This is a genomic window from Humibacillus xanthopallidus, from assembly GCF_044793955.1.
GTDB classification, from domain to species: Bacteria; Actinomycetota; Actinomycetes; order Actinomycetales; family Dermatophilaceae; genus Humibacillus; species Humibacillus xanthopallidus_C.
Genome location: NZ_CP084995.1, coordinates 483,142 through 500,441, shown reverse-complemented (window position 1 = coordinate 500,441; position 17,300 = coordinate 483,142). Strand labels below are relative to the sequence as shown.

The window sequence follows — 17,300 nt, the reverse complement described above, 5'->3', positions numbered from 1 at the left end:
GCCAGCCATGCCGGTCTTCTCGTGGTCGTCCCCCGAGCGCACGACCGAGCCCGCCGTCGGTCGCGGGGTCGACATGGCCGCGCGACGCGGCGAGGGGGTGGCGCTCGACCCGTCGCTGCGGGCTGCGATGGAGCGCGGCTTCGGGCACGACTTCGGCGCGGTGCGCCTCCACGCCGACGAGGGGGCGTATGCCGTGACGCGGGCTGCGCGCGCCCGTGCCCTAACGATCGGCAGCGACGTTGCCCTCGGACCGGCGGTCGCACCGGCCACGGCACGTGGGCGGCACACCCTGGCGCACGAGCTCGCGCACGTCGTGCAGCAGTCGGGAGGCGCGCCGGGCGGGCCGGGCCCGAGCGCGCACCGCGCCGCCGAGCGCGAGGCCGATGACGCCGCACGGCGCGTGCTGGCGGGCGGACGGGCGCACGTGCGCGAGCGGCAGCCCGTGGCCGCCCAGTGCGAGGGCGAGGGGGCCGCGCCGGCGGCGCCCGCGACCGACCCCGGACAGGTCATCGCCGGGGGCCTGTCGACGGTGGCGGGGCAGGCCAAGGACAACAACCCCGAGGTCAAGCGCCTCCTCATCCAGCCACTCACCCTGCGGGCGGAGCGCGAGTGGGGGCGGCTGCCCGTCGGCGAGCGCGCCGGGCTCATCGGCTTCGGGGCGGGCACGCTCGCGCTCTCCGGGGGCGCGCTGCTCGCCGACCCCAACGGTCGCTGGGTCCTCTCCGGCGTCAACCTCGCCACACCACTCACCCTCATCCCCGGAATGCCGCTGACCCACTTCAGCTACACGCTGCCGACGGGCGAGGGGGCGACGCAGCGCACCTACGGCTTCCGCACCAGCTTCAGCTTCGACGCCCTGCTCGAGCCGGTGCGCCGTCGGCTCGGCTGGCAGGGCCTGACCCTGGGCGCCGAGATGACCTGGGCCTTCGACCCCGTCGACGACCAGCTGCGCATCCGCGAGGCCCGAGCCACGCTCGGCATCCTGCCGGGCGTCACCCTCTCGGGTGGCACCTATCCCGACCTGCTCGCGCCACGGCAGGTCTTCCCGACGTCGGGCGGCGGCACGGTCGAGTCGCGCCAGTCGCTGCCGGCCGCGCCACACACGCCGACGCCCGACGTGCGGGTGATCCTGTCGGTCGACCTGCTGCAGCTCGGCCGGTCGGGCGTCATCCCCGGCCTGCGCGGGCTGATCGGCAACTTCTAGCCCGGCTCGCGCAGCGCGACCTCGCCGCGGTTCACTGGACCCATGAGCTCACGGGGCGACGGCGCAGACAGATCCACGGCGAGGGGCTCGGGCTCCCCCACCCGCGTGCAGCTGCCCGCCCCGCTGCCCACCAACGACGCCATCGAGTGGACCGGCCAGCGCTACGGCCTCAAGCCCTACCTCGACCAGCCCGTCCTCGACCAGCACGGCCTCGAGACGGCCGGCACCGACGAGGTTGACGAGGTCGCCGCGGTCGCGCCCACACTCATCGAGGCCCTCGATGACCCCGACCGCTTCGTCGTCGCGCACGTCCTGCTCACCCGGCTCTCACGGGTCAGCCACGAGACCTTCCCCGGCTGGAACGGGCTCGCGGTCGAGCTCGCCGTCGACGGCACCTCGTGGGTCGACCCGGCGCAGCGCGCGGGCCTGTCGCGACGGTGGCGGGCGTGGCTCGACACCGATCCGCACCCCGCCGAACTGCCCGCCGAGCTGTCTCCCGATCAGGGGAGCGGCATCCCGTAGAGCGCGGCCCAGTTGCGCCAGTCGAAAAGCGACATCGCCCCCCGCTCGGCACTGTCACGCGACGCGGATGCGGCGCCCGAGGCCGTGCTCTGCGTGCGTGAGGCATTGGACGAGCCCCGGGCCGCGCCACCGCGCTCCGCCGGGTCGGTGGCCGGCAGGGCCGCACGCCCGGCGGCCGGGTCGGAGGCCGAGCGGGCCCCGTGGTCGGCCATCCAGCGCCGCAGGGCCGCGGAGGTCGACTCCCCCTCGCGGCTGCCGACGTAGTCGTCACCGAACGACGCGCCCGCCGCGTTGCTCGGGGTGTCCTCGGGCGAGAAGCCGCTGCGGTAGTCGTCGCCCCACTCCGTGATCCACTGCATCCCCTCGTTCGCGAGGCCCAGCCCCTCGGTCGCCACGCTGCCGAGCGAGCAGGCCCAGCTCGCGGCCGCGCCGAAGTGCCGCAGGTCGACCCAGCCGTAGGTGTCGGTGTAGACGTAGCGCCGGATGTTCTCACCGCGGTCGTCGCTCAGGGCCGTCAGCACCTCCGACGCGCTCAGGCCCTCCTCGTGGCTCGCCACCCAGCTGACGGCCTCCTCCGGGTCGGTCGTGCCGGCCTGGTTGGGTGCGCGCAGCAGCCGCGCGGGGCCCACCGCACCGCCGGGGTATGCCGTCCGGCCGGCTCCCGACAGCTCGTCGGCGACCGATCGCCCGGAGGCCGCGACGTGCGCGAGCCGGTCCGCCTGCGCCTCGGCGACCGGCTCGGACTGCCCGCCGCCGAGGCGGTGCTGCACGACATGCACGGCCTCGTGCGCCGCGAGGGCGACGGGGGCGTCGGCAGGCAGCGAGACCCGCTCGCCGAGGGTGAAGGCGCTGCTCTGCACCCGGCGCCGGGCCTCCGCGTCGCCGGCCGAGCCAGCCGAGTCAGCCGAGTCAGCCGAGTCACTGACCCGGATCGTGCGCAGGTCGTGGTGCCCGAAGAGGGGCTGCAGCCGCTCGTGGTGCGGTAGGGGCCTGGTGGCCGACGACAGCGACGCCGCGGCGACCTGCTCCACGGTGGGCGGCGGCATACGCCCGGGGTCGGGTCGTCGGGCGCGGTCGGATCCGCTCATGCGCTCCTGCCTCCTCGGGTCGTCGAGCGCGGTGCGCTCACGGCGGCGCGGCCGGTCTTGGCGAGCTCCCAGCGCACCGCGCGGGTGAGCTGCTCCATCGTCAGCTCGCCGCCGTCGTCGGCGGCGAGGTAGGCGGCCTGGAGGGCGGCCGAGGCGATGCCGCCCCCGGAGAGGTCGGCCTCCGAGAGGCGCACGAGGTCGAGGTCGGCGTGCGGCAGGGCGGCGGGCAGCGCCTGCGACCACATGCGCAGCCGCGCGGCGCGGTCGGGGTAGGGGAAGGTGACGATGGCCGAGAGACGGCGCGTGAAGGCCTGGTCGAGGGCGCTGCGCGCGTTGGTCGTGAGCACGGCGAGGCCGGCGAAGGACTCGAGCCGCTGCAGGAGATAGCCCACCTCGACGTTGGCGTAGCGGTCGTGGCTGTCCTTGACCTCGGACCGCTTGCCGAAGAGCGCGTCGGCCTCGTCGAAGAGCAGCACCATGCCGCCGTTCTCGGCGGCGTCGAAGAGGCGCGAGAGGCGCTTCTCCGTCTCACCGAGGTATTTGTCGACGACCTGGCTGAGGTCGACGTGCACGAGGTCGAGCTCGAGCTCGTGGGCGATGACCTCAGCGGCGAAGGTCTTGCCCGTGCCGCTCGCACCGGCGAAGAGGGCCGCCGTGCCGAGCCCCCGGCTCGTGCGAGCCGCGAAGCCCCAGTCCTCGAGCACCGTCGAACGGTGGCGCACCGCGGCTACGAGCGCCCTCAGCTGGTCGAGCTGCGGCTCCGGCAGCACGAGGTCGTCCCAGCCGGCGCGCGGGATGCGCACGCGGGCGAGGTTGCCGACGTCGGCGCGTGGCCGGCGGCGGCAGGCCGACCAGAGGCGGCGGCCCTGGGCCACCTCGGCCGCGACGACCTCGACGTCGGCGACCGAGAGGTCGAAGGCGCCGGCCGCCGAGGCCACCTCCTGCTGTGGCACCTCCGCCCCCACGCGGTCGAGCGCGGTGGAGAGCGCCCGGTGCCGGTCGCCCACCCCGAGGCGCGGCACCTCGAGCACGGGCAGACCCATCCCGTCGAGCGAGGCGCCCCCCGGTCCGGTCGAGGCGAGCAGGACGAGGGGGGCGTCGCAGGTCGTCAGCGCCCGGCCGAGCCCGGTGACCGACACCCGGGCGTCGTGCAGGTCGTCGAGGTCGACGAGCCATGCGACGCGGGCGAGCACGGTCTCGCGCACGAGGCGGCGCAACAGCACGACGAGGTCGTCTGTGGTCGCGGCGAGGTCGGCGGCGCCGAGGAGCCGCGGGGTGAGGCCGACGGCTGCGCACGCTGCCGCCGCGACGGCCCGGGTGGTCGCGGGCTGCGGACCGTGCAGCACGACCGGCCCCGAGGCGGCCCACCGCGACACGACCTCACCCGCGACCGCGCCGAGCGTCGGGGGCAGCCAGCCGGGCGCCGCGACGGGCTGGCTGAGGGCCGACAACCGCTCGTCGAGCGCGGCGACGCCGACGAGGTGGTGCACGATGCGCTCGTCGGGCACGAGCGGACTCGACAGCAGGGCGTCGGGATCGGTGAGGCGCAGCATGCCCCAGTGGCGCAGCGGCGCCTGGTGCGTCAGGGCGTCCCAGTGGGCGTCGGGCAGGGTCGACAGGGCGGTGCCGAAGCAGATCCGGGGCTGCCCCGTGTGCTCGAGCAGCTCGCGTGCGACGTCGCCGACGAGCTCGGGGCCGCAGGCCAGCAGGAGGGTCTGGCGCTCGAAGGCGGACAGCCCGAAGCCGGCCTCGATCTCGTCGAGGGCGCTCGGGCCGGGGATGGCCCGGCGCCGCTCGGCGAGGCGGGTGCGCGCAGCCTCCGCGTCGCCACCGGTCACGAGGGCCCGCACGACGTCGAGCTCAGCGACGACGAGGTCGCGCTGCGCCTCGGCGGAGGAGGCCACCCCGCCCGCGCCTCCGACGTCGCCCGAGGCGTGGCCCGAAGCGGGGACGGGTGCGGGGACGGTTGCGTCGCCTGACTCGGGGCCCGGTGCGTCGCCCGACGCGGGGCCCGGTGCGTCGCCTGACGAGTCGGGCGCCGCACCACTCACGGCATCGCTCGCACCATCACTCACGGCAGGGTCACCGAGGGGCCGTCGTAGGTGTCACCGCTCGACGTCGGCACGCTCTCGGCGCCGTCGACGATCACCCGCACGAGCCACGTGCCCGCCGTCAGCTCGGTGCGGGCGACGTCGAGCCGCGTGACGGGTGCATCCGCCGCCGGCACCGGGCCGAAGCTCGCCCCGACGAGGGTCGGGTCCTCCGGCTGCCCCCCGGAGAGCCGCCCGAAGGAGACCGTCGCGCGCTGCCCCTCCTGCAGGGGCGGGGTCACCGGCACCCGCACGAGCGTGGCGGTCGTCGTCACCGGGCCGGCGGTCGGCACCACCATGAGGGGCAGTCCCGAGGACCGGTCGGTGACCCGCTCCGGGGTGCCGGCGACCGGGTCGGCAGGCTGGAGGCGGAGCACCTGCACGGCATGGGCGCCGGCCGCCACCTCAGGGGTCAGCACCACCGTGAGGCGGGTCGTCGTCGAGTCGGCCTCCGGCACGAGCCGCTCGCCCCCGACGGAGACGACGGTGTGCGCCGCGAGCAGCCCGCCGCCGGTGAGCACGAGTGTCGAGCCAGTGACGGCGGGGCCAGCGCCCTCGACCTCGAGGCCCTCGAGGCGGATGCGGGTGAGCGGCCGCACGTCCACGACCCGCTGACGCACGGGCAGCGCACGCCGGGGCACGGCGTCGGCCTCGATGAGCACGACCGTCGCCGTGTAGGCGAGCGAGAGCAGGTAGGGCGTGCCGAGCACGCCCCACAGCTTCGACATCTCCTCGAGCGAGAGCGGCGTGGGGCTCACCTTGACGACCTCGGCCTGGTCGGCGAGGTCGGCGTCGGCGAGGAACCCCGTGGGGTCGGCGTCGTACTTGTCGATCGCCGCCTGGATGACCGCCTTGGTGAAGACGGGGGTCGAGGCGAGCGCGAGCGCCCCGCGGGCGAGCAGCCGTTGTGGCTCGAGCGCCTCCTCGTCGCCGTAGGCGGTGACGAGGTAGTGCAGGTCGAGCGCCGCCACCGGCCGGCGGGCGAGCGAGCCGTCGCCGTGGCGGGTCGGCAGGTCGCTGAGGTTCCAGGCGTGGTTGGGCGTCACCTGGTAGAGGTAGACGTTGAGCCCCGAGGCGTCGTTGCCGACCGTGTCGGCGTCGCTGAGCTGGCCGGGCCGATAGGTCGTGACGTCGGCCCCGCCGACAGGTCCGGGCTGCGCGCCGCCGAGCGCCTCGTGCAGGACGTGGCGCATCGTCGAGGTCACCGCAGCGATGGCGAGCGTGTTGCTCATGCGTCAGCCCGCCCTCCCCCGCCGCCGCTGGCGGTCCAGGTATGCCGTGTGGTCGACGGGGCGCGACCCCGCGGGCTCGCGGGTGGCTCGGGCCGACGGTGATGAGGCCTGCGGGGCGGGCGGGCGGCGCACCTCGAGGTGGTCGATGTGCAGGTGCACCTCGGCGGTGGCCGGCACCTCGACGGGCTCGATCGCGACGGGGGTGCGGCCGTCGCGCCGGGGTCGGTCGCGGTCGGCGGGGGCGACGGCGACGAGGCGGGCCACCTCCGTGTCGGTGAGCGCGCCGGCCTCGACCAGGGCGGGGCCGAGGTGCTCGGTGAGCACGGTTGCTGGCGTGATGGTGCGCATCGCCGGGGCGCGAGAGTCGTTGCGCGCGAACGACTCTCGGCCCGTGTCTCGTGAGTACCGTTCAGACGCAAACGGTTCCGGGTCCGACACCGGGGGCGGCGACCCTGCTGCTGGGGGCGCCGGCGTGGGCGCGGAGGCCGGCGGGCGTGCCGCCGCCGTCGCGGGCGGGAGGGAGGTCACGGCAGGGGCTGCGGGCGGCCCGGGACGCTCGGTTGGAGTGGGGTGCCCGGCTGCGGTGGCGGCGGGCGGGACGAGGTGCGCGGCCGGGGCGTGCCGAGGCTCCGGCGCAAGCACTGGGCGGCCGACCTCCACGCCGTGCTCGGCAGGCGGGGCGGCGGTCCGGGCTCGCGCTGACCCGCCGGGCTCGGGGAGCGGGCCGGCGGTCCGGGCTCGCTGCGGCCCAGCAGGCGGATGCGTGGAGGGCGCACCCTCGAGCCCTCCGTCGCTCGCCTCCGACACCAACCCCTCCGATCGAGAGAGCGATCCGCGCGGCCGCCCACCCGTCGTCCGGGGCTCGCCCGCGCCCTCCGTCTCGCTCCCGGGCAGCCAGCCAGGCTCGGGACGTGTCACCGTGGCCGCCTCGAAGCGGCTCGGGCGACGTGACACGAGCACCGGGGCACGATGGGTCGCGCGGGCGACGAGCCGGTCGAAGACGTCGCTCATCGCGCACCGCCCTGCCGGGCGAGGTCGAGGTAGGCACGGCGCCGGGCGTCCGAGAGCTGCAGCACCTCAGTCTCCGACCAGCCGAAGGCCGCGGCGAGCTCGGCGACGTCACCGAGGAGGTCGCGCACCTCGTCGGAGACCCGGTCGGCCAGCAGGGCGACGGGGTCGACCTCGGCCGCGACCTCGTTGCCGCAGTCCGGGCAGGAGAGCCGCACGGCCAGGGCCGATGCGCCGGCGAGGTGCTCGGCGGCCTCGCCCACCCGATCCCGGACGGCCGGGTCGAGGGTGGCCGCGTCGACCCCGACCGGCCAGGTCACGCACCGCTCGCGCAGGGCGACCGAGGGCTGTCCGCTCGCGAGGGCGACGAGCAGGTCCTCCGTCGTGGGGCACCGCACGACGGCCCCCTCGACCGTGACGCGGTCGACTCCGGACGGGTCGGCCGTCGCCGTGAGCAGGTCGTCGAGGGCGAGTGGCACGTCGAGCACGGCGGCGCACTCCGGGCACGGGAGCACGGTCTGCACCTCGGGGCCCGCCCGCTCCCGCAGCTCACCCAGCGCCGCCCGCGCGGCGGTGGCGAGCGGCATACGGACGGCATCGGTGAGCGCGCCGGCGGCCCCCAGCGCGACGAGCACGGCTGCCCCGCGGGCCACGGGTGACGTCGACGCCAGGGCCTCCCACAGCGCCAGCGTCTCGCCGGGCCGCGCGGGCATCACGGCTCGGTGAAGGACGGCTCGGTCGGCTCCGCGACGGCGTAGTCGCGCTCCCAGCCCTCGTTCTCGAGCTTGATCGTCTGGATCGCGACACCGTTGGCGTTGGCGTCGAGCTCGGGCATCGGCTGGTACTCCGAGACCCAGCAGCGGAAGACCTTGTAGGCGATCGCGAGCTGCCCGGCCTCGTTGTAGACCTCGATGATGATGTCCTTGCGGAAGTCCTTGAGGGAGGTCTCGGCGCCGAGGCCGCTGCCGAAGTTCCACACCTTGTTGGCCCACTGCTCGAAGTCGACGTCGTGCGTGACGCCGCGCTCGAGGGTGATCGACTCGTACTCCGTGCGGCCCGGGGACTTGCGGCTGCTCGACGGGTCGCCGCCGTTTCGGTGCTTGACCACCTCGGTCGTCTTCTTCAGCGCACCGACCTTGCTGATGCCGGCGACGTAGCGGCCGTCCCACTTCACGCGGAACTTGAAGTTCTTGTAGGGGTCGAATCGTGTTGCGTTGACCGAGAACTCAGCCATGGGAATGCCTCCTAGACGGTCGCCGCAGCGGTCTTCTGCTGGATCGAGATGATGACGAACTCGGCCGGCTTGAGCGGGGCGAAGCCCACCTGGATGTTGACGATGCCGCGATCGATGTCGTACTGCGTCGTCGTCTCCGCGTCGCACCGCACGAAGAAGGCGTCGCGGGGCGTCGTGCCCTGGAAGGCGCCCTTGCGGAAGAGGTCCTGCATGAACGCGCCGACCGAGAGCCGGATCTGCGACCACAGCGGCTCGTCGTTGGGCTCGAAGACCACCCACTGGGTGCCGCGGTAGAGGCTCTCCTCGAGGAAGAGGGCCAGGCGCCGCACCGGCACGTACTTGTAGTCGTCGGAGAGGGTGTCGGAGCCGCGCAGCGTGCGGGCGCCCCAGACGACGGCGCCGACCTCGCGGAAGGTGCGCAGACAGTTGACGCCGACCCGGTTGAGCGAGCCGTTCTCGTCGTTCGTGAGGTTGACCGAGAGGTCGACGACTCCCGTCAGGCCGGCCTCGAGCCCGGCGGGTGCCTTCCAGACGCCGCGCGAGCCGTCGGTGCGGGCCATCACGCCTGCGACCGCGCCGCAGGGGGCAAAGGTGTCGATCGAGCCGCCCCGCAGCGGGTCGGCCCGCCGGATGCGCGGGTAGTAGAGGGCGGCGTTGCGGGTCGCGATGCCGGTGAGCCCGTTGGCGGCGGCCCAGGTCGCCGCGTCGCCGACGGTGAGCACGGCCGGCGGATCGACGACGAGGAAGGCCCGGCGCGTGACGGCATAGGCCGCGGCGGTGGCCCACAGGTCCGGGGGCAGCTCCCCGCCCGGTGTCGGCGGTGGCAGGCAGATGAGGTTGACGAGGTCGGTCTTCTCCAGGGCGAAGAGGCCCCGCTTGCCGCTGTCGAAGCCGGCTCCGGCGTAGTCGTCGGCATCGACGGCGCCACCGTCGTCACCGACGTCGGCGGCGGCCACGGTGACCGTGCCCTCCGGGGGCCGCGCGCCGCTGGGGGCGGCTGCGGCACGCACGAGGAGTGACGACTCGAGCATGCGGTCGACGCGCTGCGGCCCGTCGACCATCGTGACGTTGCGATAGACCTCGGCAGGCGCCCCCGGACCCGATCCCTCGCGCACCGTGAGGGTGAAGAGGTCGTCCGCCTCGACACCGGCGCCCTGGCCCTCGGCGATGTCGGCCGCGTCGGCGGGCTCGGGGTGCGACACCTCGACCTGCAGCACGTCGGCCCACGAGCCGGGCCCGGTCGCCTCGAGCTGGAGACCGCCCACGGCGAGCCGCGCGGTGGCGGCGTCGGAGTGGGCGACGCGGACGACGAGGGCTGGGCCCCCGCCGTTGAGATAGAAGTCGCGGACGGCATACCCCATGCCGCTGCCGCGCCACAGCCCGCCGAAGCGTCGCTCGAACTCCGAGAAGCTGCTGATCGGCACCGGCTCGTCGACGGGCCCGCGCGGCGCCACCCCGACGAAGGCGGCGATCGCGGTCGCCACCCCGGTGACGGTGCGACTGCCGCTCGGCACCTCGGTGATGTAGACGCCCGGATAGGTGGGGGTGATGGTCATGAGAGCTCCTTCGACGCCCGCGGTGCGGTGACCTGTCGTGCCGAGCATCTCCGGCCTGCGTCACCCACCCGTCACCCCGCCGTCACGACACCCGCACCCACCGGTGGCGTCTTGAGGGCGCGGGCGTTTGACGCTGCGGTGACCCGGCGGTGACGCGGGGGCGGCACTCTCGAGGTCGACGGCCCGATGCGGCCGAGCCTCAACCTGGAGAAGGGGATCGTCATGGTGCAGGTATCCGTGAGTGCCACCGTCAGCGTCCACGACGGGCCGATGCTGCCGGTCGGCGCGGAGCTGGAGCCCGACTCGTACGTCGTCTCGGGGGCCGACCTCGACGCGGCCGGAGGCACCGACGACTCGGCCGAGATCGCGCTGCTGCCGACGACCGGCGCCGTCGCGCTGCTGGCGCTCTCGGCCACCGGCGCCGACGGCGGGGCGGCCACCGTGACGGTGACGCCGTCCAACGGCGCGACGGACGGTGATGACCTCACCGTCGAGGGCAGCCTGCTCGTCGCCAACGCGAGTGTGCTCGCCGGGCTCGTCGCCGGCGGCCCTCGCACCCTGACGGTGACGAACACGGAGACGACCCCCACCCACGTCGAGGTCGTCGCCTGCCTGGACTCCTGACCCACCCCCTCCCCCAGTCGAGTGGGCACTTTCCACCCATCTCACCCGTCGAGTGGGCACTTTCCACCCGCTCAGCGCGTCCGAAACTGGGCACTCGACCTTGAGTCCCGTCGAGTGGGCACTTTCCACCCGCTCAGCGCGTCCGAAACTGGGCACTCGACCTTGAGTCCCGTCGAGTGGGCACTTTCCACCCGCTCAGCGCGTCCGAAACTGGGCACTCGACCTTGAGTCCCGTCGAGTGGGCACTTTCCACCCGCTCACCCCGTCCGAAACTGCCCACTCGACCTTGAGTCCCGTCGAGTGGGCACTTTCCAGCCGCTCACCCCGTGCGAAACTGCCCACTCGACCTTAAGTTCCATCGAGTCAGCGCTCAGGCGGGGACGCGCAGGCGCCTCACCATCTCTCCGACGGCCACGGTGATGGAGTGCCCGAGGTGGATGCCACCCTCGACGGCGTCCTGCTGACTGCCGCCGAGCCCGATGACGAGCTGCGGGCGCTCACGGCGCAGAGTGTCGACGATCTTCTGCGCCGGGGTGATGTCCTCGGGGCGCGGCACGGCGAGCACGATGCCGACGGCGTTGCGGGCCTCGACCGCCGTGACCCAGTCGGGAACCGGCAGGTCGGCTCCGACGTAGACCGTCGAGAAGCCGACCCGCCGCGCGGCGACCGCAAAGGCGAGCAGCCCCAGCTCGTGCCGGGCGCCGGGGGGCAGACCGATGATGAGCGAGGGTCCGTCGGCCCGGGTGGACGCTGCCTCGTAGGCGGCTGCGAGACGGCGCTGCACGGCATACGCCACGAGGTGCTCGCCGGCGACGGTGAGGCGCCCGTGCGCCCACTCCTCACCGACCCGCTTGAGCGTCGGCATGAGCCAGTCGTCGATGACGTGCTCGAAGGTGCCGAGCGCGAAGCGGGCGTCCAGCACCGCGGACGCCGAGGCGCTGTCGAGGCGCTCGGCGGCGCGGATGAGCGCCTCTGCGTCCTCCGACTGGATGCCGGCACTGGGTGGGCGCAGCGTCGAGACGTTGCCGTTGCCGTTGCCGTTGCGCGCGCGCTCGCCGGGGTCGCGCGAGGCAAGGCGGTTGAGCGTCTCGGCAGCGGCCTCGCGGGCCGACCAGCCTTCATTGACAAGGGAGTTCATGATGGCGAGGGCCCGCACGTCGTCGGGCCCGTAGAGCCGGTAGCCGCCGTCCGATCGTTGCGGGTGGACGACGCCGTAGCGGCGCTCCCAGGCGCGCAGGGTCGCGACGCTGATGCCGGTCAGCTCGGCGGCTCGTTTGATGGTGTACATGGCGCTCCTAGTCCCCCCGGCCCAGCCGGCCGAGGGCATCCCGCATCCCCGCCTCCGCCTCGTCGCCAAGCTTCTTCAGCGCGGGGGCGAGCAGGGGTGCAACGAACTTGGCCACGCCCTTGAACTCGAAGGCGGCGTGGTAGGTCACGGTGGTGCCCTCGCCCTGACCGTCGACGGAGTGGCTGCGCATGAACGTCATCGTGTCGTTGGCGACCACCGTCGAGTTCTCGCCCCGCAGGGCGAACCGCTCGCCGGGAACGTGCTCGATGACGAGGTAGTCGAGCTCGGTCTCGCGGCCGAGGAACGTCGAGACGTTGTGGTAGCGCGTACCGAGGCCACCGTCGCCCGAGACCCGCTCGGTGCGCACCGTGCCGGGGTCCCACTCGTTGGTCTTCGTGAAGTCGCTGAGGTAGGCGAAGACCTCGTCGAGCGGCCGATCGACCGTGACGCTGCGAACGATGTCCATGCTTCTCCCAACCTTTGACAGACCTTCGACAGCCACCTTACGGTGAGCGCGCAGGTTGGACAACGTCCGCGGCACGTCCCATCCGCCGAGGCACCCGCGCCGAACTCCATCTGACCCCTCCCGGACCGTCCCGGTGCCCTCCAGACGCCTGTCTCGACAGCCCTCGACAGCACCTGCGGCGACCCGGCCCCCTTCGACGAGGAGACTCGGTGACCCGCCCCATCCGCTCGAACCCCGCCCACGGATCGACCCGACCCACCGTGGCCGTGATCGGCGCCGGCGTGTCCGGGCTGACGGCGGCCCACGTGCTCTCGGCGACACACGACGTGACCCTCCTCGAGGCCGACGACCGCGTCGGCGGTCACGCCCACACGCACGACGTGGCGGGCCGTGACGGCGCGCTGCGCATCGACAGCGGCTTCATCGTGCACAACGAGCGCACCTACCCCCACCTGCTCCGCCTCTTCCGCGACCTCGACGTGCCCACCCAGCCGACCGAGATGAGCATGAGCATCGACTGCCGGGGCTGCGGGCTCACGTATGCCGGTGGGCGCGGCCCCAAGGGCATGTTCGCCCAGCCGTGGCGGGCCGCCCAGCCGCGCTTCGTGCGCCTGCTGACCGAGGTGCCGCGCTTCCACCGCGAGGCCAGGGCGCTGCTCGCCGACGACACGCGGCAGCCGACGTGGGGCGAGTTCCTCGCCGATGGCGGCTACTCCCCCTACTTCGTGCGGCACTTCGCCATCCCGCTCGTGTCGTGCGTGTGGTCGTGCGGCGACCTCGACGCGTCGTCCTACCCGGCCAGGCACCTCTTCCAGTTCCTCGACCACCACGGCATGCTCACGGTCACCGGCACCCCGCAGTGGCGCACCGTCACCGGCGGGTCGGCGACCTACGTCGACCGGCTCGTCCAGCGCCTGCCCGACGTGCGCCGCCAGAGCCCCGTGACCGCCGTGACGCGGCACGACGACGGTGTCGACGTGCGCGTCGCCGGCGGCGCCACGACCGGGGGCGGCAACCACTCCGGCGGCACCAGCCAGGTGACGACCTACGACCGTGTCGTCATCGCCACCCACGCCGACCAGGCCCTGGAGCTGCTCGCCGACGCGACGCCCGACGAGAAGCGCGACCTCGGCGCGATCCGCTACTCCCGCAACGAGACCTGGCTGCACCGCGACTCCTCCGTGCTGCCCCGTCCGCGCCAGGCCAAGGCCTCGTGGAACTACCGCATGGAGGCCTGCGACGCCCCCGCCCCCGACGTGACGGTCAGCTACTGGATGAACCGGCTGCACGGCATCGACGACGGCGACGACCACGTGGTCACGCTCAACCCCGCAGGCCACGTCGACCCCGCCACCGTGACCGCGCGGATGAGCTACGACCACCCGATCTTCACCGCCGAGGCCGTCGAGGCGGCCGGGCGCCTGCGTGACGCCGGCGGCGACCGCCTCGCCTTCGCCGGGGCGCACCTCGGCTGGGGCTTCCACGAGGACGGCTGCCGCTCCGGCGTCCAGGCCGCCGAGTCCTTCGGGGTGCGCTGGTGACCGCAGTCCTCGCGCCACCCCCGGTGCCGGCCCTCGTCGACGGCACCGTGGCCCACTCGCGGCGCACGCCGATGGCCAACACCTTCACGCACGGCCACTACCAGTGGCTCGTCGACATCGACGACCTGCCCCGGTTGCCTTGGCCGACAAGGCTGCTCGCACAGTTCGACGCCCGCGACCATCTCGGCGGCGGCCGGCTCGGCGGGGGGCTGCGGGGTGACGTCGAGCGCTTCCTCGCCCACCGTGGCGTCGCGCTCGCGGCCGCGGACCGCGTGCTCATGCTCGCCAACGCGAGGGTGCTCGGTCACACCTTCGACCCGCTCTCGGTCTTCTGGTGCCTGCGCCCTGACGACAGCCTCGTGGCGGTCGTCTTCGAGGTGCACAACACCTACGGCGAGCGCCACGCCTACCTGCTCGACCTCGACGACTCCGGCTCGACGACCGTCGACAAGGCCTTCTACGTCTCGCCGTTCAACGACGTCTCGGGCACGTATGCCGTCCGGCTCGTCCTGACGCCACAGGCGGTCTCCGTCACGGTGCGTCTCGACCGCGACGGCGAGACCGTGATGACCGCCGTCACCCGCGGCACCCCGGAGCCGGCGACCCCCCGGGCCCTGCGCCGTCTCGTGCGCCGCCACGGCCTGATGACCCAGCGCGTCACGACCCTGATCAGAGCCCACGGCATCTCGCTGTGGCTGCGCCGGCTGCCCGTCGTGCCCCGGCCCCGACACCCCGAGGAGGCTGTCCGATGACTACCCTGCCGACCACCATGACCCAGCCGCTGTGCCTGCGGCGCCCGGCGCTGCGCCATTTCTGCGTGCGCGCCCGGCTGGCGCGCAGCGTCCTCGCGCAGGTCGCCAAGCGGGTGCCGGTCGACGTCGTCATGCCCGACGGCAGCCTGCTCGGCGGCGCGACGTCGACGGCCGCCGGACGGCCCGCCATCGAGATCGTGCGCCCCACAGCCCTCTTCGAGCGCCTCGCCCACCACCCCAAGATCGGCATCGGCGAGGCCTACATGGCCGGCGACTGGCGCGCGGCCGAGGGCACCGACCTCGTCGACGTGCTCATGCCCTTCGCCGAGCGCATGACGACCGCCGTGCCGCCGTGGCTGCTGTCCCTGCGCGGTTTCGTCGACCGGCGCATCCCGGCCGGCCAGCGCAACTCGCTGCTCGGCTCGCGCCGCAACATCGAGGCGCACTACGACCTGTCCAACGACCTCTTCGCCACCTTCCTCGACGAGACGATGAGCTACAGCTCGGCCCTCTTCGATGCGGCCCACCCGCTCGAGACCCAACCCCTCGAGGAGGCGCAGCTGCGCAAGGTGCACGCGATCCTCGACATGGCCAAGGTCGGCCAGGACACCCGCCTGCTCGAGATCGGCACCGGTTGGGGCACGCTCGCGCTCGAGGCGGCCCGGCGCGGGGCGCTCGTGACGAGCGTGACGCTCTCGCGCGAGCAGGCGGTGCTCGCCCGCCGGCGGGTCGCCGACGCCGGCTACGCCGACCGGGTCGACATCCGCATCCAGGACTACCGCGAGGTCGAGGGCGACTACGACGCCGTCGTCAGCGTCGAGATGATCGAGGCGGTCGGCGAGGAGTACTGGTCGACCTACTTCCGCACCATCGACGAGCGTCTCGCCCCGGGCGGCGTCGCCGCCGTCCAGGCGATCCTCATGTCGCACGAGCGGCTTCTCGCGACCAAGCACTCCTACGGCTGGATCCAGAAGCACATCTTCCCTGGCGGCCTCATCCCCAGCCTCCAGGCGATCAACGAGACGGCCGAGGCCGAGACGAGCCTGACGATGACCGGCGTCGACGCCTTCGGTGCCGACTACGCCGAGACGCTGCGCCGTTGGCGCGCAACGTTCCTCGCCCGCTGGCCCGAGGTCAACGCGCTCGGCTTCGACGAGACCTTCCGCCGCAAGTGGGAGTTCTACCTCGCCTACTGCGAGGCCGGCTTCGCGACCGGCTACCTCGACGTCGCCCAGGTCCGCCTCGAGCGCGGTGGTGCCGCGGCAGCGGCGGCGTGATGACCGACTCCCCACCCTCGATCCTGTGGTTCCGCCGTGACCTGCGGCTGAGCGACCACCCGGCGCTGCTCGCCGCGTGCGAGGCCGCGTCGACCGTGCTGCCGGTCTTCGTGCTCGACCCGCGCCTGCTCGAGACCGACACGCCACGCACCCGCCGCCTGCTCGCCTCCGTCGCCGCGCTGTCCACGGACACGAGGGGCGCGCTCGTCGTGCGGCGGGGCGACCCCGTCGAGGTCATCCCCCGCCTCGCCGCGGAGGTCGGCGCGCAGCAGGTGCACATCTCGCGCGAGACGACCCCCTACGGCCGGCGCCGCGACGAGCGGGTCGCAGGTGCGCTGGGCGCCGACGGTGTCGAGCTGGTCACCACCGGCACGCCGTATGCCGTCGGGCCGGGTCGCATCGTCAACCAGTCCGGCACGCCCTACAAGGTCTTCACCCCCTTCTCCAGGGCGTGGCACCAGCACGGCGCGCCCGCTCCGGCGGAGCGACCCGCGCGCCTGCCGTGGTTCCGGGGCGAGGTGCGCAGCGACGACCTGCCCGAGGGACCGGACACCGCGCCCGGTACGCCTCGGGGCAAGAAGGCGGACGAGAAGGTGGGTGAGAAGGCGGCCCTCGAGCGGTGGGCCACCTTCCTCGAGAGCGGCCTCACGGCATACGGCAAGGAGCGTGACCGACCCGACCTCGACTCGACGAGCCGCATGTCGGCGGCATTGAAATACGGCGAGATCCACCCGCGCACGATGCTCGCCGACATCGCCGCCCGGCCAGGTGGCCGCTCGGCCGGGGCCGCCACCTACGTGACCGAACTCATCTGGCGCGAGTTCTACGCCGACGTGCTGTGGCACCACCCCGAGTCCGCGTGGCACGACCTGCGCCCCGAGCTCGCGAAGCTGCCCTACGACGAGGGCCCCGAGACCGACCGGCTCGTCGACGCGTGGCGTGAGGGCCGCACCGGCTACCCCATCGTTGACGCCGGCATGCGCCAGCTCCTCGAGGAGGGCTTCATGCACAACCGGCTGCGGATGATCACGGCGAGCTTCCTCACGAAGGACCTCCACGTCTGGTGGCCCGTCGGCGCGCGCCACTTCCTCGACCACCTGATCGACGGCGACATCGCCTCCAACAACCACGGCTGGCAGTGGGTCGCCGGCACCGGCACCGACGCCTCGCCCTACTTCCGCGTCTTCAACCCTGTGACCCAGGGCAAGAAGTTCGATCCCGACGGCGACTACGTGCGACGGTGGGTGCCAGAGCTTCGCCATCTCACCGGAGCGGGGGTGCACGAGCCGTGGAAGCACGCGAACGGGTACGACAACGACTATGCCCGTCCCGTCATCGACCACGACGAGGAGCGCAAGGAGACTCTGGCGCGCTACGAGTCGGCGCGACGGTGAAGGCCACACGACATCGCGACCCCG

At 73.6% G+C, this 17,300-nt stretch carries 16 protein-coding genes; 7 read left to right on the top strand and 9 right to left on the bottom strand.

All coding sequences use genetic code 11. The features are described from left to right. Positions 1–7: 7 nt before the first annotated feature. Positions 8–1,204 (top strand): DUF4157 domain-containing protein, encoded by a 1,197-nt coding sequence (locus tag LG278_RS02320; protein ID WP_404390536.1) that lies wholly within the window; start codon positions 8–10, stop codon positions 1,202–1,204. Between the two features lie 42 nt (positions 1,205–1,246). After that, positions 1,247–1,726 (top strand): hypothetical protein, encoded by a 480-nt coding sequence (locus LG278_RS02315; protein ID WP_404390534.1) that lies wholly within the window; start codon positions 1,247–1,249, stop codon positions 1,724–1,726. Here the strand turns inward: LG278_RS02315 and LG278_RS02310 are convergent. The 7 genes from LG278_RS02310 to LG278_RS02280 form a co-directional block, all read right to left on the bottom strand. Beyond that, the gene (locus tag LG278_RS02310) at positions 1,705–2,814 is read right to left on the bottom strand and encodes a DUF4157 domain-containing protein (RefSeq protein ID WP_404390532.1); all 1,110 of its coding nucleotides are present in this window, start codon (positions 2,812–2,814) and stop codon (positions 1,705–1,707) included. The two genes, LG278_RS02315 and LG278_RS02310, sit on opposite strands and share 22 nt — an antisense overlap. After that, a complete protein-coding gene (locus LG278_RS02305) occupies positions 2,811–4,718 on the bottom strand; it encodes an ATP-binding protein (protein ID WP_404390530.1) in 1,908 nt (635 codons plus the stop codon). The genes LG278_RS02310 and LG278_RS02305 overlap by 4 nt, the downstream gene beginning before the upstream one ends. A 167-nt stretch (positions 4,719–4,885) precedes the next feature. Further along, entirely contained in the window at positions 4,886–6,136 is a 1,251-nt protein-coding gene (locus tag LG278_RS02300; protein ID WP_404390528.1) for a DUF4255 domain-containing protein, read from the bottom strand. Between the two features lie 3 nt (positions 6,137–6,139). Continuing rightward, the gene (locus LG278_RS02295; RefSeq protein WP_404390526.1) at positions 6,140–6,484 is read right to left on the bottom strand and encodes a hypothetical protein; all 345 of its coding nucleotides are present in this window, start codon (positions 6,482–6,484) and stop codon (positions 6,140–6,142) included. Positions 6,485–7,143: 659 nt separating this feature from the next. After that, positions 7,144–7,857: a hypothetical protein gene (locus LG278_RS02290; protein WP_404390524.1), complete on the bottom strand. Its 714-nt coding sequence runs from the start codon at positions 7,855–7,857 to the stop codon at positions 7,144–7,146. Further along, on the bottom strand, positions 7,857–8,378 hold the full coding sequence (locus LG278_RS02285; protein WP_404390522.1) for a phage tail protein: 522 nt from the start codon (positions 8,376–8,378) through the stop codon (positions 7,857–7,859). The genes LG278_RS02290 and LG278_RS02285 overlap by 1 nt, the downstream gene beginning before the upstream one ends. 11 nt (positions 8,379–8,389) lie before the next feature. Next, positions 8,390–9,934: a phage tail sheath family protein gene (locus LG278_RS02280; RefSeq protein WP_404390520.1), complete on the bottom strand. Its 1,545-nt coding sequence runs from the start codon at positions 9,932–9,934 to the stop codon at positions 8,390–8,392. Positions 9,935–10,156: 222 nt separating this feature from the next. Here LG278_RS02280 and LG278_RS02275 point away from each other — a divergent pair, with 222 nt between their 5' ends. After that, a complete protein-coding gene (locus LG278_RS02275) occupies positions 10,157–10,558 on the top strand; it encodes a hypothetical protein (RefSeq protein WP_404390518.1) in 402 nt (133 codons plus the stop codon). A gap of 370 nt (positions 10,559–10,928) precedes the next feature. Here LG278_RS02275 and LG278_RS02270 read toward each other — a convergent pair whose 3' ends face one another. Together LG278_RS02270 and LG278_RS02265 are read right to left on the bottom strand one after the other, a co-directional pair. Beyond that, positions 10,929–11,846, bottom strand: a complete 918-nt coding sequence (locus LG278_RS02270; RefSeq protein ID WP_404390516.1) for a MerR family transcriptional regulator — start codon at positions 11,844–11,846, stop codon at positions 10,929–10,931. A gap of 7 nt (positions 11,847–11,853) precedes the next feature. Beyond that, positions 11,854–12,312 carry an SRPBCC family protein gene (locus LG278_RS02265; RefSeq protein ID WP_404390514.1) on the bottom strand — a complete coding sequence of 153 codons (459 nt, stop codon included), beginning with the start codon at positions 12,310–12,312 and terminating at the stop codon, positions 11,854–11,856. 209 nt (positions 12,313–12,521) lie between these two features. Here LG278_RS02265 and LG278_RS02260 point away from each other — a divergent pair, with 209 nt between their 5' ends. Genes LG278_RS02260 through LG278_RS02245 form a run of 4 tightly spaced genes read left to right on the top strand, consistent with a single transcriptional unit; the run spans position 12,522 to position 17,276 of the window. After that, positions 12,522–13,853 (top strand): NAD(P)/FAD-dependent oxidoreductase, encoded by a 1,332-nt coding sequence (locus tag LG278_RS02260; RefSeq protein ID WP_404390512.1) that lies wholly within the window; start codon positions 12,522–12,524, stop codon positions 13,851–13,853. Next, entirely contained in the window at positions 13,850–14,605 is a 756-nt protein-coding gene (locus LG278_RS02255; RefSeq protein WP_404390510.1) for a DUF1365 domain-containing protein, read from the top strand. Before LG278_RS02260 ends, LG278_RS02255 begins: the two co-directional genes overlap by 4 nt. Then, complete coding sequence (locus LG278_RS02250) at positions 14,602–15,882, top strand: class I SAM-dependent methyltransferase (protein ID WP_404390508.1); 1,281 nt, start codon at positions 14,602–14,604, stop codon at positions 15,880–15,882. The genes LG278_RS02255 and LG278_RS02250 overlap by 4 nt, the downstream gene beginning before the upstream one ends. Further along, on the top strand, positions 15,882–17,276 hold the full coding sequence (locus LG278_RS02245) for a cryptochrome/photolyase family protein (RefSeq protein ID WP_404390506.1): 1,395 nt from the start codon (positions 15,882–15,884) through the stop codon (positions 17,274–17,276). Before LG278_RS02250 ends, LG278_RS02245 begins: the two co-directional genes overlap by 1 nt. Positions 17,277–17,300 lie beyond the last annotated feature (24 nt).